Origin of the sequence: Hypericibacter adhaerens, assembly GCF_008728835.1 — a bacterium.
In the GTDB taxonomy this organism is placed as follows: Bacteria; Pseudomonadota; Alphaproteobacteria; order Dongiales; family Dongiaceae; genus Hypericibacter; species Hypericibacter adhaerens.
In genome coordinates this window covers 2,627,554-2,641,384 of the sequence record NZ_CP042582.1, presented here as the reverse complement: position 1 = coordinate 2,641,384, position 13,831 = coordinate 2,627,554, and the positions used below count along the sequence as shown (strand labels likewise).

The following is a 13,831-nucleotide window of genomic DNA, read 5'->3' as shown; positions in this document are numbered from 1 at the left end:
ACGCAACCCGACAAAGGAAACCGGCAAGTTTCCCAGACGCAACTTAACCGGGAAACGCCCTAGACGTCCAGTTCCTGCACCTTGGACGCGTTTTCCTGGATGAATTGGAAGCGCAGCTCGGGCTTGCGGCCCATCAGGCGCTCGATCAGGTCGGCGGTGTCGCGGGCACTCTCGCGGTCCTCGCCATAGCGGTCGGGGACCGCGACGCGCAGCAGCGTGCGCCGGGCCGGATCCATGGTGGTCTCCTTGAGCTGCTGCGCCGGCATCTCGCCCAGGCCCTTGAAGCGGCTGATCTCGACCTTGCCGCGGCCCTTGAAGGCGGTCTCGATCAGCTCGTCCTTGTGCCGGTCGTCGCGCGCGTAGACCGAGGTTCCGCCCTGGGTCAGGCGGTAGAGCGGCGGCTGGGCCAGATAGAGATGGCCCTTCTCGATCAGTCCCGGCATCTCGCGATAGAAGAAGGTCATCAGCAGCGAGGCGATGTGGGCGCCGTCCACGTCGGCATCGGTCATGATGATGATGCGCTCGTAGCGCAGCTTCTTGACATCGAACTTGTCGCGCGTGCCGCAGCCCAGCGCCTGGATCAGGTCGATCAGCTCCTGGTTCTGGGAGAGCTTGTCGGCCGAGGCGCTGGCGACGTTGAGGATCTTGCCGCGCAAGGGGAGGACCGCCTGGGTCTCGCGGCTGCGTGCCTGCTTGGCCGAGCCGCCGGCGGAATCGCCCTCGACCAGGAAGAGTTCGGTGCCGTCGGCCGCGTCGCGGCTGCAGTCGGTGAGCTTGCCGGGCAGCCTGAGCTTGCGGGTCGCGGTCTTGCGGCTGAGCTCCTTGTCCTGGCGCTTGCGCAACCGTTCCTCGGCGCGCTCCACCATGTAGTCGAGGAGATCGCGTGCGCGGTTCGGGTCGTCCGACAGCCAATGGTCGAAATGGTCCTTGAGCGAGGCGTCGACCAGCTTCTGCGCCTCGACCGAGGCCAGCTTCTCCTTGGTCTGGCCCTGGAACTGCGGCTCGCGGATGAAGATCGAGAGCAGCGAGACGGCATTCCCGCAGAGATCCTCGGCCGTGATCTGCGCGGCCTTGCGGTTGCCGACCAGATCGCCATAGGCCTTGAGCGAGCGGGTGAGGCCGGAGCGCATGCCGGCCTCGTGCGTGCCGCCCTCGGGCGTCGGCACCGTGTTGCAGTAGGCGCTGAAATAGGGCTCCTGGTCGACCGGCCAGGCCATGGCCCATTCGACCCGGCCCTGCTGGTCGGGGAACTCGGCGCGGCCGACGAAGGGCGTCGCTGTCACGGTCTGGCGGCCTTCGAGCGTCGAGGCGAGGAAGTCGGCGAGGCCGCCGGGGAAGTGGAAGGTCTCCTCGGCGGGGGTCTTGTCGTCGCCCTTGATGAGGCTCGGATCGCAGCGCCAGAGGATCTCGACGCCGCGGAAGAGATAGGCCTTGGAGCGGGCCATCCGGTAGAGCCGCTCGGGGCGGAAATGCACGCCCGTGCCGAAGATCTTCGGATCGGGATGGAAGGTGACCGTCGTGCCGCGGCGGTTGGAGGTCTCGCCGGTCTTCTTCAGCTTGGTGACCGGGACGCCGCGCTCGTAGCTCTGGGCATAGACCTGCTTGTCGCGCGCGACCTCGACGGTGAGCTTGTCCGAGAGCGCATTGACGACCGAGACGCCGACGCCATGCAGGCCGCCCGAGGTGGTGTAGGCCTTGCCCGAGAACTTGCCGCCCGAATGCAGCATGGTGAGGATCACTTCGAGGGCGGACTTGTTCTTGAACTTCGGATGCGGGTCGATGGGGATCCCGCGGCCATTGTCGGTGATGGTGACGATGTCGCCGGCGCCGAGCTCGACCTGGATCCGGCTCGCATAGCCCGCGACCGCCTCGTCCATCGCGTTGTCGAGCACCTCGGCCGCGAGATGATGGAGCGCGCGCTCGTCCGTGCCGCCGATATACATGCCGGGGCGCTTGCGGACAGGCTCAAGCCCCTCCAGGACCTCGATATCCTTGGCGGTATAGTCGGCCGCCTTGCCGCGCGGCCCGTTCGAGAAGAGATCGTTCATGGCGGCGGATTATAGGAAGGGCGGGGGGCGGCACAAGCAAGATGCTGGGGACAGAACCGGTATCCCCCACTAGATGCTGCGGAATTTGACGATGCGCGCCCTCGACAGCCACGGCCGCGAAAGGCCAGACTGCGGCCCATCATGAGCGAGACTCGCCCCCCCGATTCCCCGGCGGCGTCCGGCCCGAGCGACGGGCTTCCGGAGCGCGATCCGGCGATCCGCACGCTGGCCATGCCGGCGGACGCCAATGCCAATGGCGACATCTTCGGCGGCTGGCTGATGGCCCAGATGGACATCGCCGGCGGGGTCGCGGCGATCCGCCGCGCCCGCGGGCGCGTGGTCACCGTGGCGGTCGACGCGATGGAGTTTCATCGCCCTGTCATGATCGGCGACCTCCTGAGCTGCTACGCGACCATCGTGAGGATCGGCCGGACCTCCATGACGATCGATATCGAAAGCTGGGTGCAGCGCCGCCATTCCGGCAAGGCCGAAAAGGTCACCCAGGCCCGCTTCACCTATGTGGCGATCGACGAGACCGGCCGGCCGCGGCCGGTGCCGCAGGAATAGCGGAAACCCGGGAATAGCCGGCTAGGACATTGTCGGCGCGGGGAATAATGGCCGCCCCTTGCGCTATACCCTTACCCGTTGGTTAAGGGTTCCTCCATACCTCGCGCTCAGACTGCTGCCAGGATCATCGGCACGAACCAGCTTCGTTCCGAAACTGGGCCGAAGGTCGGGAGCGACTTCGCCTTGGTCAAACGTCAGACATTCCGGTTCGCGGTCATCAGCGGATGCATCCTGCTGATCGCGGGCGCCGTGCTCGGCCTCATTCATCGCAGCGCCTCGCTGGAACGGCTCGAGGCGATGGCCGAGCGGCAGAACGTGGCCCTCACGAAGGTCTTCGCCAACGCGGCCTGGGGCGATTTCCGCAGCTATGTCGCCGGGGCCGGCCTCTCCGATCCCGAAGCGCTGCGCAACGCCGCCGAGGTCGAGGCTCTGGGGCAGCGCATCAAGGGGCTGATGCAGGGCTCCTCCATCGCCAAGGTCAAGATCTACGACCGGGACGGTCTCACGGTCTATTCGACCGACCGCAAGGAGATCGGCATCCGCAAGCACAACGAGGGCTTCGAGGAAGCGAAGCGCGGCGGCGTCGCCAACGAGATCGAGCGCAAGGACCAGATGCTGTCCTTCGACGGCGTCGTGACCGATCGCAACGTCGTCTCCACCTATCTCCCTCTCTTCGCGCCGGGCAGCCAGACCGAAGTCGAGGCCGTCATGGAGGTCTATGACGACGTCACCGATCTGGTGACCGCGATCGATCGCGACGAGCTCTTCGCCGCCCTCGTGCTGGGGGTGGTGCAGCTGCTGATCTATCTGGGCCTGGTCCTGATCGTCTATCGCAGCGACCAGGCGGTGCAGCGCGCGCATGAGCGGGAGCTCAAGCTCTCGGCCGCCGCCGCGCGCGCCGAGGCCGCCAGCCAGGCGAAGTCGGAATTCCTGGCCAATATGAGCCACGAGCTGCGCACGCCGCTCAACGCCATCATCGGCTTCGCCGAGGTCATCAAGAACGGGGTGATGGGGCCGGTGCAGCCCCCGGTCTATAAGGGCTATCTCGACGACATCTGGACGGCCGCCACCCATCTCGGCCGGGTCATCAACGACATCCTCGACCTCACCAAGGCCGAGGCGGGGAAGATGCAGGTCGAACGGACCGAGTTCGATGTCGCGGAGGTCCTGGATCGCGTGCGCCGCATCATGCAGGAGCAGGCGATCCGCGCCCGCGTGCAGCTCGAGGTCGAAAGCGCCTCCATCCGCTTCACCAGCGACGAGCGCAAGATCCAGCAGATCCTGCTGAACCTGCTGTCCAACGCGATCAAGTTCACGCCCCCCGAGGGCCGGGTGGTCATGAGCGCCCAGCGCCTGCTAGACCGCGTCGAGATCTCGGTGCGCGACAGCGGCATCGGCATGACGGCGGAAGAGATCCCGATCGCGCTTTCGCCGTTCGGGCAGGTCGACAGCTCCCTCAGCCGGAAATACGAAGGCACCGGCATCGGCCTGCCGCTGTCGCGGCGCCTCGCCCAGATTCTCGGCGGCGACCTGACGATCGAGAGCGAGAAGGCGGCGGGCACCGCCGTCCGCGTCCAGATTCCCGACCGCACCGCGGCCAACAGCCCGGCCGTTTCGGCCGGTGTCGCCGCCGCCTGATCGTCTTCCCGTCCCGCCGCCCAAAGAAAGAGGCCGCCTTCGCGGATCTTGCGAAGGCGGCCCAGGGTAACGGCCTCGACACGCGGCGTTTGTGGCGCCGCACCAGGGAAGGCCGTTAGACGGAGTAGTAGAGCTTGTACTCGAGCGGGTGCGGGGTCATCTCGAAGTCGTGCACCTCTTCCCACCGCAGCTCGAGATAGGCGTTGATGAAGTCGTCGGTGAAGACGTCGCCCTTCTTCAGGAACGCGTTGTCCTTCTGCAGGCTCTCGAGCGCCTCGCGCAGCGAGCCGCAGACGGTGGGGACGTTCTTCAGCTCTTCCGGCGGCAGGTCGTAGAGGTTCTTGTCCATCGGGTCGCCCGGATGGATCTTGTTCACGATGCCGTCGATGCCCGCCATCAGCATGGCCGAGTAGGCGAGGTAGGGATTGGCGCCCGGATCCGGGAACCGCACCTCGACGCGCTTGCCCTTCGGGTTCGCGACGAACGGGATGCGGCAGGAAGCCGAGCGGTTGCGCGAGGAGTAGGCCAGGAGCACCGGCGCCTCGAAACCCGGCACCAGGCGCTTGTAGCTGTTGGTGAGCGGGTTGGTGAAGGCGTTGATGGCCTTGGCGTGCTTGATGATGCCGCCGATGTAGTAGAGCGCGGTCTCCGACAGGTCCGCATAGCCGTTGCCGGCGAACAGCGGCTGGCCGTTCTTCCAGATCGACTGATGGACATGCATGCCCGAGCCGTTGTCGCCCTTCACCGGCTTCGGCATGAAGGTCGCCGTCTTGCCGTAGGAATGCGCGACGTTGTGGACGCAGTATTTGTAGATCTGCATCCCGTCGGCGATCTTGGTCAGCGTGTTGAACTTGATGCCCAGCTCGTGCTGGCTCGGCGCCACCTCGTGGTGATGCTTCTCGACCGCAACGCCCATCTCGGCGATGGTGGAGAGCATCTCGGCGCGCAGGTCGCCGCCGCTGTCGAGCGGCGCCACCGGGAAGTAGCCGCCCTTGATGCCCGGACGGTGACCGTGATTGCCTTCCTCCATCTTGCGCCCGCTGACATAGGGGCCCTCGTCGGAGGAGAACTCGACGAAGGTGCGGTTCATCGAGACTTCGTACCGCATGTCGTCGAACACGAAGAACTCGGCCTCGGGGCCCATGAAGGCGGTGTCGCCGATGCCGGTGCTCTTGAGGTAGGTCTCGGCCGCCTTGGCGATCGAGCGCGGGTCGCGGCCGTAGTTCTGGCCGGTGAGCGGCTCCACGATGTCGCAGAACACGACCAGCGAGGTCTGGGCCGCGAACGGATCCAGCACCGCGGTGTCGCAGTCCGGCATCAGGATCATGTCGGACTCGTTGATGGCCTTCCAGCCGGCGATCGAGGAGCCGTCGAACATCACGCCCTCGGTCAGCATATCCTCGTCGACGGTGACGACCGCCTGAGCGAGGTGATGCCACTTGCCGCGCGGGTCGGTGAAGCGGAAATCGACATATTTGACGTCATGCTCCTTGATCAGCGCGAGGAGCTTTTTCGGATCGGACATGTGTGCGTCTTCCCTGGGTCTGTGGGTTCGTATTGTTTCGTGGGTCTGGATGGTCTGGGTCGGTCAGTGCGTCATCGTCTCGAAAGTCGCTGTCGTGTCGGATGGTTGGATAGGGCCGTCAGATGGCGTCCGCCCCGCGCTCGCCGGTGCGGATGCGGATGACCTCGTCGATGGTCGAGACGAAGATCTTGCCGTCGCCGATGCGCCCCGTGCGAGCCGCCTGCTGGATGGCTTCGACGGCGCGCTCGACGAGCGTGTCTTCGAGCACCACCTCGATCTTCACCTTGGGCAGGAAATCGACCACATACTCCGCGCCGCGATAGAGCTCGGTATGGCCCTTTTGCCGGCCGAAGCCCTTGGCTTCGGTCACGGTAATTCCCTTGATCCCCACTTCATGCAGGGCGTCCTTCACGTCGTCGAGCTTGAAGGGCTTGATGATGGCTTCGATCTTCTTCATGAGTTGCACGTCCTGGGCTTGTGCCGAGCTGCTGGATAGCGGCTCTCGCGCGCCAGATAGCACGGCGTGTGCCAGCCAGCGGGGCATTGGTTTTCTTAGGGTATTTTTAAGACCTTCAAATTCGATGCCTGTTTTTTAGGCATATCGGCTTAGAAATAGGCAGGGATTTGCAGGGCGATTACGCAAGCGTGACAATGGTCATGTCCAGTCTCGAACGTTTCCCCGGAACGGCCTGGCCGCCCACGCTCGATGAGGCGGGGCAGGCACGGGCGCTGGAGGCGCTGGAGGCCGGCGGGATCCTGCTCTTTCCGGACCTCCGCTTCGCCATCGAGCCGTCGGAAGGCCGCTTCTTCGTCGAGGGCTGGTCGGCGGCGGCCAAGAACATCAGCTACGAGGCCGCGCGGCGGTCGCTCGGCGGCACCAAGGCCGAGGGCGAGGACGCGACGGGCCTGACGCGGCTGATGGCACGCTATGCCGAGGCGAGCCGGCGCCTGGTCGAGGCGGCCATTCCGCTCTATCGCGGCCGGATCGAGACGGCACGCACCAGCTTCCGGCCGGTGGAGATCGCGGGTCGGTCGAGCTCGCCGCGCCAGGACGACACCCGGTTGCATGTCGACGCGTTCCCCTCGCGGCCCACGGCGGGCCGGCGCATCCTGCGGGTCTTCAGCAACGTCAATCCTGCGGGCCAGGCGCGGCGCTGGCGCATCGGCGGCCCCTTCGCATCGACCGCACCGCAATTCTACCCGCGCCTGCCGAAGCCGCGGCCCGGCAGCGCCTTGCTCCATGCGTGGCTCGGTCTCACCAAGGGCCGACGGCGCGACTATGACCACTACATGCTGCAGCTTCATGACGCGATGAAGCGCGACGACGGCTATCAGCGCGAGGGCGTGATCGAGGAAATCGACTTCCCGGCGGGCGCGACCTGGATCGTCTTCACGGACCAGCGCCCGCATGCGGCGCTCGCGGGCCGCTATGCGCTGGAGCAGACCTTCCACCTGGATGTCGAGCAAATGAAACACCCCGAGCGAAGCCCGCTCAGGGTGCTGGAGAGTCTTGCGGGGCGCCGTCTGACGTAGAGCGGGCTTCGCTCAGTTTCAACGGATTGCCGGCATAGCCGGCGGTCGGTCGCCGCTCCGGGTGCTGGAAGGTCTCGCCGGCCGTCGGTTGGCTTGAACTCAGGCCGCCTTGCGCTGGGCCAGCCAGTCGCCGAAGCGGCGCATCGCCTCGGCGATGTTCTCCAGGCTGTTCGCATAGGAGACGCGGATATAGCCCTCGCCATGGCTGCCGAAGCTGGTGCCGGCGATGGTGGCGATGCCGGCATCGTTGAGGAGGCCGGTCTCGACCTGCTTCGAGCTCATGCCGAGCTTGCTGACGTTCGGGAACACGTAGAACGCGCCCAGCGCGTCGACGCAGGAGACGCCCGGCAGCTTGTTGAGCGCATCCACCACGAAGCGGCGGCGCTCGTCGAACGCCTTGCACATTTTGGCGACATCGTCCTTGGGGCCGGTGAGCGCGGCGATGCCCGCATACTGCGCCGAGGCGTTGACGCAGGAATGGCAGTTGATGGCGAGCCGCGTGGCGAGCTCGGCGAGCTTGCCCGGCCACACCGCGTAGCCCATGCGCCAGCCGGTCATCGCGTAGGTCTTGGACCAGCCATCGAGCATGATCAGGCGGTCGCGCAGCTGCTCGTAGCGCAGCAGGCTCAGATGCTTGCGGCCTTCATAGAGGATCTCGCTGTAGATCTCGTCCGACATGATCGCGACGTTGGGCCACTTCTCGAGGCCCTTCACCAGCTTCTCGACTTCGGCGTCGGCGGTGACGCCGCCGGTCGGGTTGGCCGGGCTGTTGATGATGATGAGGCGGGTCTTGTCGGTGATGCGCGAGAGCAGATCGTCGGCCGAGAAGCCGAAGCCGTTCTTCTCCAGGAGCGGCAGCGGCACCGCCTTGGCGCCGGTGAAGTTGATCGCGGATTCGTAGATCGGGAAGCCGGGGTTCGGATAGATGATCTCCGCCCCGGGCTCGCCGAACATGAGGATGGCGAAGAACATCGTCACCTTGCCGCCGGGGACGACCACGACCTGGGCGGGGTCGACCGTCACGCCGTGGCGGCGATGGAGATCGGCGGAGACGGCTTCGCGCAGCTGCGGGATGCCGTTGGCCGGGGTATAGCCGTGATGGCCGTCCTTCAGCGCCTTGATCGCGGCCTCGACGATATGGGCCGGCGTCTTGAAGTCGGGCTGGCCGATGCCGAGGTTGATGATGCTCTTGCCCGCGGCGGCGAGCGCGTTGGCGCGGGCCAGCACTTCGAAGGCGGATTCGGTGCCGAGGCGGCTCATGCCCGAGGCGAGTTGCAGCATTGTCCCCTGATCTCCTGATTGGTGGTGGGCGGCGATGTTTGGGCTCCCCGGGGAACCGGTCCCGACCGCGCTTGGCGGGGGAACCCATCTTTCCGGTGGGGAGCCGTTATTGGCTAGCCTAAATCGCGGTACGGCGAGGAGCAGGCTTTTCTGGCCGCGACGTTTTTTCGCTTACCTGCGAGAAGCCGGGGCGGGGTGGGGCATCCGGCGGGCAAAGCGGCATAAGGCGGCGGGCCGGCCGGCTTGACGGCACCGCGGCCACCCTTTACTTAACCGCCGCGGCGGCGGGCGTAGCTCAGTTGGTTAGAGCGCCAGATTGTGGATCTGGATGTCGTGGGTTCAAGTCCCATCGCTCGCCCCAGTTTCTCTCCTTGAACATCGCTGGCGGCCCTCTCGGGCTTGCCGCCAGACGGCTTTCCGGACGAGCGCGGGCCCCGCGACCGCCCGGATGGCGGGAAGCCACGGGGTGCGATGGATCGCGACGCCATCCTGTTCGCCAACGAGGCCTTCTACCGGGCCTTCGCCGATCGCGACACCGCCGCCATGGAGGATCTCTGGGCCAAGGACGCGCCGGTGGTCTGCATCCATCCCGGCTGGGCGCCGCTGACCGATCGCGAGACGGTCCTGGCCAGCTGGCGGGCGATCCTGACCGGCCGGAACGCCCCGGACATAAGCTGCCGCAGCCCCCGCGTGTTTCAGCATGGCGACAGCGCCATCGTCATCTGCTTCGAGGTGATCGGCGCCGGCTTCCTGGTCGCGACCAATTGCTTCATCCGCCAGCGCGGCCGCTGGAAGATGGTGCATCACCAGGCGGGTCCCACGAACCAGGATCCGCCGGCGGAAAGCGACAATGACAACGAGCCCGGCGGGCCGGTGAACTGAACGGGCGCGAATTCCCGCTACCCGGCGCGGCGTTGAGGGTCGCATTGCACATGGTTTCCGGCCCAGGCATCATGCCGCGCATGATTCGCTCATATCCGACACGGGCTTACGGCCTGCGCGCCGCCGGCTTCATCGCGACCCTGCTGCTGGCATTGCTGGTTGCCGCGCCGGCATGGGCGGAAAGCTACGAGGCGGGGCTCGCGGCCTTCGACAAGGGCGACTTCGCCACGGCGGCGAAGGAGTGGCGTCCGCTGGCCGACGGCGGCGATGCCCGGGCCCAGCACGGGATGGGCCTGCTCTACGAGATCGGCGCCGGCGTCGAGAAGCGCGACTATGCCGAAGCCGTGAAATGGTACCAGAAGGCCGCCGATCAGGGGCTGCCCGCGGCCGAGAACAACCTGGCGCTGATGTACGCCCAGGGGCGGGGCGTGCCGCAAAGCATGGAGCAGGCGGCCCGCTACTGGCGCTTCGCGGCCGAGGGCGGCCACCCCATGGCCGAGTACAATCTCGGGCTGATTTACTATCGCGGCGATGGCGGGCTGCAGCAGAGCTACAACGACGCCGCCTGGTGGTTCGGGCAGGCGGCGACCCAGGGCTCGGCCGATGCGCAGTTCGCGCTGGCCGAGATGTATCGTTCGGGCAGAGGCGTGCCGCGGAACTTCGATGAGGCGAAGAAGTGGTACGAGGCCGCCATTCAGGGCGGCAATCCGGCCGCCCAGCAGCGGCTCTCGACCCTGGACAAGGATATCCTCGCCGCCCACACGAAATATGCGCCGGTCTGGCAGCAGGGTTCGTCGGTCGACAAGGAGCGCCAGGCCGAGGCCGACGCCGCCGCCCAGGCGGCCGAACAGGCAGCGATGGCGGCCGCCCAGCAGGCGACGTCCACAAGCACGGCTTCAACGACGACGAGTGCCGAAACTGTGGCGCCCGGGACCTCCACGGCAACCGCGGCGACATCGACGCCGGCATCGCCCCTGACGACCGCGGTCACGGCGACCTCCACGGCGCCCGCCAGCACGACGACCGCGCCGGCCGCCGCCACGAACAGCGCCACGGCGCCGGCCGCTCAGTCCTATGTGCCGAGCGCCAGCGCGACCGACGAAGACCCCTTCAACCCCACGCCCAAGCCGTTCGTTCCCACGCAATCCGCACCGGCAACGACGACGGCGCCCGCCGCGAGCACCGGTGTCACGCTGCCGGCCGCGCCCGGCAGCACCCAGCAGGCGGCGGTGCCGACGACCGACCAGCCCGCTTCCGGGCCGGCGGTGCGCGTCTGGCTGAGCTCGACCCGGACGGAGGCGGAGGCCAAGGCCAAGTGGCAAGGCTTCCAGGCGACCTTCCCCGACCTCTTCGGGCAGCTTCAGCTGCTGATCAAGAAGGTCGATCTCGGCGACGAGTCCGGAATCTGGTATCGCGTGTTCGGCGGGCCGCTATCCAACCGCGACGCCGCGCAGAGCCTCTGCCATGAGCTGATGTCGCGCTCGCCCGGCGACAGCTGCATGGTGGTCGTCAATTGACGAGCGCCCGCGCGCAGGCGGCAGGGCTCGGCGGCCTGAAGGCGCATCTGAAGGCGGGCGGCCGGCTCTTCGGCAGCTTCCTCAATTCCGGCAGCCCCAGCGTGGCCGAGATGATGGCGGCGGCGGGCTATGACTGCCTCATGATCGATGCCGAGCACAGCCCGATCGGCATCGAGACCATGCATGCGATGGCGACGGCAATCCGCTCCGGCGGCGCCTGGACGCTCGTCCGCGTGCCGGCGATGGATCCGGTCTGGATCAAGCGGGCGCTCGATCTCGGCGTCGACGGCATCATGGCGCCGGCGATCAACAGCGCGGCCGAGGCCCGGGCCTTCGTCGCGGCCTGCCGCTATCCGCCCGAGGGGTATCGCGGCGTCGCCGTTCCCGTGATCCGCGCTTCGGCCTACGGCGTCAACGCGGCCGACTATATCCGCGAGGCCAACGAGGCGCTCCTGGTGATCGCCCAGATCGAGACGGCGCGGGGCGTGGCCGAGGCCGAGGCGATCGCGGCCACGCCCGGCATCGATCTCTGCTTCATCGGGCCGCACGATCTGTCGGCGAGCCTGGGCCATATGGGCCAGCCCGACCATCCGGAGGCCAAGGCCGCGATCGCGCAGGTGGAAGGCGCCGTGCGCAAATCGGAATGCTGGCTCGGCACGATCCCGACCGCCTCGCGCGCCGCCGACCGGCTCTTCGCCGAGGGCTATCAACTGGTGCTGGGCAGCGCCGATCTGGCGATCCTGCGCGAGGCCGTCCGCGCCCAGATCGAGCGCGTCAAGCCGTCCTCGCGGTCTTCCTGACAGGCGCTCGCATGACCGGCGCTCCCTTGCCCTTCGATCAAGATGCCGGCCAGGTTCTGAGCAATGACGAGATGCGCGAGGCCGACCGGCTCACGATCGCCGGCGGCATTGCCGGCATCACGCTCATGGAAGCCGCCGGGCGCGCCGTGGCGCGCTTCGTGATGCTGCGCTGGAACCGCCGGCCGGTGCTGGTGCTGTGCGGGCCCGGCAACAACGGCGGGGACGGTTATGTCGCCGCCCGCCATCTCAAGGCGGCCGGCTGGCCGGTGACGCTCGCGGCTCTCGGCACACCGAAGGCAGGCAGCGACGCGGCGCTGGCCGCCGCCGACTGGGACAGCAAGGTTGCCGCCGTCGCGCCGTCGCTGCTCGAGACGCACCCGCTCGTCATCGATGCGTTGTTCGGCGCCGGCCTGGCGCGGGCTCCCGAGGGCCCGGCGCAAGAGATCATCGCGGCGATCAACCGCCTCGACCTCGACTGCGTCGGCGTCGATGTGCCGAGCGGGGTCGATGGCGACAGCGGGCGGGTGCTGGGGGAGGCGCCGCGCTGCCGCGCGACCGTGACCTTCTTCCGCCTCAAGCCGGGCCATCTCCTGTTGCCCGGCCGCGCGCTGGCGGGCGAGATCCACCTGGCCGATATCGGCATCCACCGCGAGGTGCTGGCGCAGATCAAGCCGCGCTGCGCCCGCAACGATCCCGCGCTCTGGCGCGCGCTGCTGCACAGACCCCGGCTCGAGGATCACAAATACAAGCGCGGCCATCTGCTGGTGATCGGCGGCGGCGTCATGACCGGCGCGGGCCGGTTGGCGGCACGGGCGGCGCGGCGCGCGGGTGCCGGCATGGTGACCCTGGTGGCGCCGCCGGCGACATTGCCGATCTATGCGGCCGACCAGCCGGGGCTGATCACCCTGCCGCTGCCCGAGCCCGGCGGCCTGGCCGGGCTGATGGACAGCCGGCGCATCTCGGCCTGCGTGATCGGGCCGGGCGGCGGTGTCGGGGAGGGCACCCGCGATCTGGCGCTGGCGGTGCTTGCCACCGGCCGTCCCTGCGTCCTCGATGCCGATGGGCTCACCAGCTTCGCCGGCAAGGTCGAGACGCTGACAGCAGCACTCCGGGGCCCCCTGATCGTCACGCCCCATGACGGAGAGTTCGCGCGGCTGTTCCCCGACCTGACCGCCGACCAGGGCAAGCTCGCCCGGGCGCGGGCGGCGGCGGCACGCCTGGGCGGGATCGTGCTGTTCAAGGGCGCCGACAGCGTCATCGCCGCCCCGGACGGTCGCGCCGTCATCAACGACAATGCGCCACCGGACCTCGCCAGCGCCGGCACCGGCGACGTGCTGGCCGGGATCTGCGGCACGCTGCTGGCCCAAGGCATGCCGGCCTTCGAGGCCGCCGCCGCCGCCGTCTGGCTTCACGGGGCCGCCGGGGCCGCGGTCGGCCGCGGGTTGATTGCTGAGGATCTGCCTGAAGCGCTGCCCAAAATCCTCGCCAAGCTCGAAGCTTAGGACGCGTTCTTGATGGCGATCCGACCGGCTCCGGCGAGCCCGCGCCTGCGCGGTTACGATCCTCACGACCGCGATGCCTGCGCCCGCATCTTCGTGGCGGCCCAGCGCGTGGCCTTTCCCTGGGAGCCGGCGGATGCTGTCCGCCTTTCGGACTTCGATCGCGCCATCGAGGGCGAACGGCTCTGGGTGGCGGAGCTTCCCGCGCCGGCATCATCGCTGACGCCATGGGCCATTGCCGGCTTCGTCGCGGTCTTCATGCCGGACCGTTTCGTTCACAGCCTCTTCGTGGAGCCGGTCTTTCACGGCCGAGGCGTCGGCAGCGCGTTGCTGGAGCAGGCGTTGCGCGCGACCGCGGGATCCGCCTCGCTCAAATGCGACGAGCGCAACCGGAAGGCCTGTTTCTTCTACGAGCGCCGCGGCTGGCGCGCCTGCGAATGGGGCTGGGCGCCCAGCGGTCCCTGGATCCGGTTTTCGCGCTGAATCCCTAGGATTTGCGCGGGTTCCGGCCGGCGGCGATTTCCTATTGTGGCTGGATTAT

The 13,831-nt window shown here is 67.8% G+C and carries 12 protein-coding genes and 1 tRNA gene; 9 read left to right on the top strand and 4 right to left on the bottom strand.

Annotated features, from left to right (window positions below; translation table 11 throughout):
• Positions 1–59 precede the first annotated feature (59 nt).
• Complete coding sequence (parE, locus tag FRZ61_RS11590) at positions 60–2,048, bottom strand: DNA topoisomerase IV subunit B (protein ID WP_151117727.1); 1,989 nt, start codon at positions 2,046–2,048, stop codon at positions 60–62.
• Positions 2,049–2,189: 141 nt separating this feature from the next.
• On the opposite strand from parE, the gene FRZ61_RS11585 reads away from it, so the two are divergent.
• Positions 2,190–2,615 carry an acyl-CoA thioesterase gene (locus FRZ61_RS11585; protein ID WP_151117724.1) on the top strand — a complete coding sequence of 142 codons (426 nt, stop codon included), beginning with the start codon at positions 2,190–2,192 and terminating at the stop codon, positions 2,613–2,615.
• A gap of 183 nt (positions 2,616–2,798) precedes the next feature.
• Positions 2,799–4,253 (top strand): sensor histidine kinase, encoded by a 1,455-nt coding sequence (locus FRZ61_RS11580; protein ID WP_151117722.1) that lies wholly within the window; start codon positions 2,799–2,801, stop codon positions 4,251–4,253.
• A 115-nt stretch (positions 4,254–4,368) separates the two neighbouring features.
• Here the strand turns inward: FRZ61_RS11580 and glnA are convergent, their stop codons facing one another.
• Together glnA and FRZ61_RS11570 are read right to left on the bottom strand one after the other, a co-directional pair.
• Entirely contained in the window at positions 4,369–5,778 is a 1,410-nt protein-coding gene (glnA, locus tag FRZ61_RS11575) for a type I glutamate--ammonia ligase (RefSeq protein WP_151117720.1), read from the bottom strand.
• A 118-nt stretch (positions 5,779–5,896) separates the two neighbouring features.
• Positions 5,897–6,235, bottom strand: a complete 339-nt coding sequence (locus FRZ61_RS11570; RefSeq protein ID WP_151117718.1) for a P-II family nitrogen regulator — start codon at positions 6,233–6,235, stop codon at positions 5,897–5,899.
• Between the two features lie 200 nt (positions 6,236–6,435).
• On the opposite strand from FRZ61_RS11570, the gene FRZ61_RS11565 reads away from it, so the two are divergent.
• Positions 6,436–7,311: a Kdo hydroxylase family protein gene (locus tag FRZ61_RS11565; protein ID WP_151117715.1), complete on the top strand. Its 876-nt coding sequence runs from the start codon at positions 6,436–6,438 to the stop codon at positions 7,309–7,311.
• Between the two features lie 99 nt (positions 7,312–7,410).
• Here FRZ61_RS11565 and FRZ61_RS11560 read toward each other — a convergent pair whose 3' ends face one another.
• Complete coding sequence (locus FRZ61_RS11560; protein ID WP_151117713.1) at positions 7,411–8,592, bottom strand: pyridoxal phosphate-dependent aminotransferase; 1,182 nt, start codon at positions 8,590–8,592, stop codon at positions 7,411–7,413.
• A gap of 284 nt (positions 8,593–8,876) precedes the next feature.
• Here FRZ61_RS11560 and FRZ61_RS11555 point away from each other — a divergent pair.
• The 6 genes from FRZ61_RS11555 to FRZ61_RS11530 all read left to right on the top strand — a co-directional run bounded on the left by FRZ61_RS11555 (position 8,877) and on the right by FRZ61_RS11530 (position 13,773).
• Positions 8,877–8,953: transfer RNA gene (locus FRZ61_RS11555), tRNA-His, on the top strand.
• Between the two features lie 110 nt (positions 8,954–9,063).
• Positions 9,064–9,474, top strand: a complete 411-nt coding sequence (locus FRZ61_RS11550) for a nuclear transport factor 2 family protein (protein ID WP_151117711.1) — start codon at positions 9,064–9,066, stop codon at positions 9,472–9,474.
• Positions 9,475–9,554: 80 nt separating this feature from the next.
• The gene (locus FRZ61_RS11545) at positions 9,555–10,991 is read left to right on the top strand and encodes a tetratricopeptide repeat protein (protein WP_191909399.1); all 1,437 of its coding nucleotides are present in this window, start codon (positions 9,555–9,557) and stop codon (positions 10,989–10,991) included.
• Complete coding sequence (locus tag FRZ61_RS11540; RefSeq protein ID WP_151117706.1) at positions 10,988–11,791, top strand: HpcH/HpaI aldolase family protein; 804 nt, start codon at positions 10,988–10,990, stop codon at positions 11,789–11,791. The genes FRZ61_RS11545 and FRZ61_RS11540 overlap by 4 nt, the downstream gene beginning before the upstream one ends.
• A gap of 11 nt (positions 11,792–11,802) precedes the next feature.
• The gene (locus FRZ61_RS11535) at positions 11,803–13,293 is read left to right on the top strand and encodes an NAD(P)H-hydrate dehydratase (RefSeq protein WP_151117704.1); all 1,491 of its coding nucleotides are present in this window, start codon (positions 11,803–11,805) and stop codon (positions 13,291–13,293) included.
• Between the two features lie 12 nt (positions 13,294–13,305).
• The gene (locus FRZ61_RS11530; protein ID WP_151117702.1) at positions 13,306–13,773 is read left to right on the top strand and encodes a GNAT family N-acetyltransferase; all 468 of its coding nucleotides are present in this window, start codon (positions 13,306–13,308) and stop codon (positions 13,771–13,773) included.
• The last annotated feature ends 58 nt before the right edge of the window (positions 13,774–13,831 follow it).

Bases quoted from the DNA above. Each gene is read 5' to 3' on its own strand.
- FRZ61_RS11530 (WP_151117702.1), top strand. From the start codon at position 13,306: ATGGCGATCCGACCGGCTCCGGCGAGCCCGCGCCTGCGCGGTTACGAT.
- FRZ61_RS11535 (WP_151117704.1), top strand. From the start codon at position 11,803: ATGACCGGCGCTCCCTTGCCCTTCGATCAAGATGCCGGCCAGGTTCTG.
- FRZ61_RS11560 (WP_151117713.1), bottom strand. From the start codon at position 8,592: ATGCTGCAACTCGCCTCGGGCATGAGCCGCCTCGGCACCGAATCCGCC.
- FRZ61_RS11565 (WP_151117715.1), top strand. From the start codon at position 6,436: ATGTCCAGTCTCGAACGTTTCCCCGGAACGGCCTGGCCGCCCACGCTC.
- FRZ61_RS11570 (WP_151117718.1), bottom strand. From the start codon at position 6,235: ATGAAGAAGATCGAAGCCATCATCAAGCCCTTCAAGCTCGACGACGTG.
- parE (WP_151117727.1), bottom strand. From the start codon at position 2,048: ATGAACGATCTCTTCTCGAACGGGCCGCGCGGCAAGGCGGCCGACTAT.
- FRZ61_RS11545 (WP_191909399.1), top strand. From the start codon at position 9,555: ATGATTCGCTCATATCCGACACGGGCTTACGGCCTGCGCGCCGCCGGC.
- FRZ61_RS11585 (WP_151117724.1), top strand. From the start codon at position 2,190: ATGAGCGAGACTCGCCCCCCCGATTCCCCGGCGGCGTCCGGCCCGAGC.
- glnA (WP_151117720.1), bottom strand. From the start codon at position 5,778: ATGTCCGATCCGAAAAAGCTCCTCGCGCTGATCAAGGAGCATGACGTC.
- FRZ61_RS11550 (WP_151117711.1), top strand. From the start codon at position 9,064: ATGGATCGCGACGCCATCCTGTTCGCCAACGAGGCCTTCTACCGGGCC.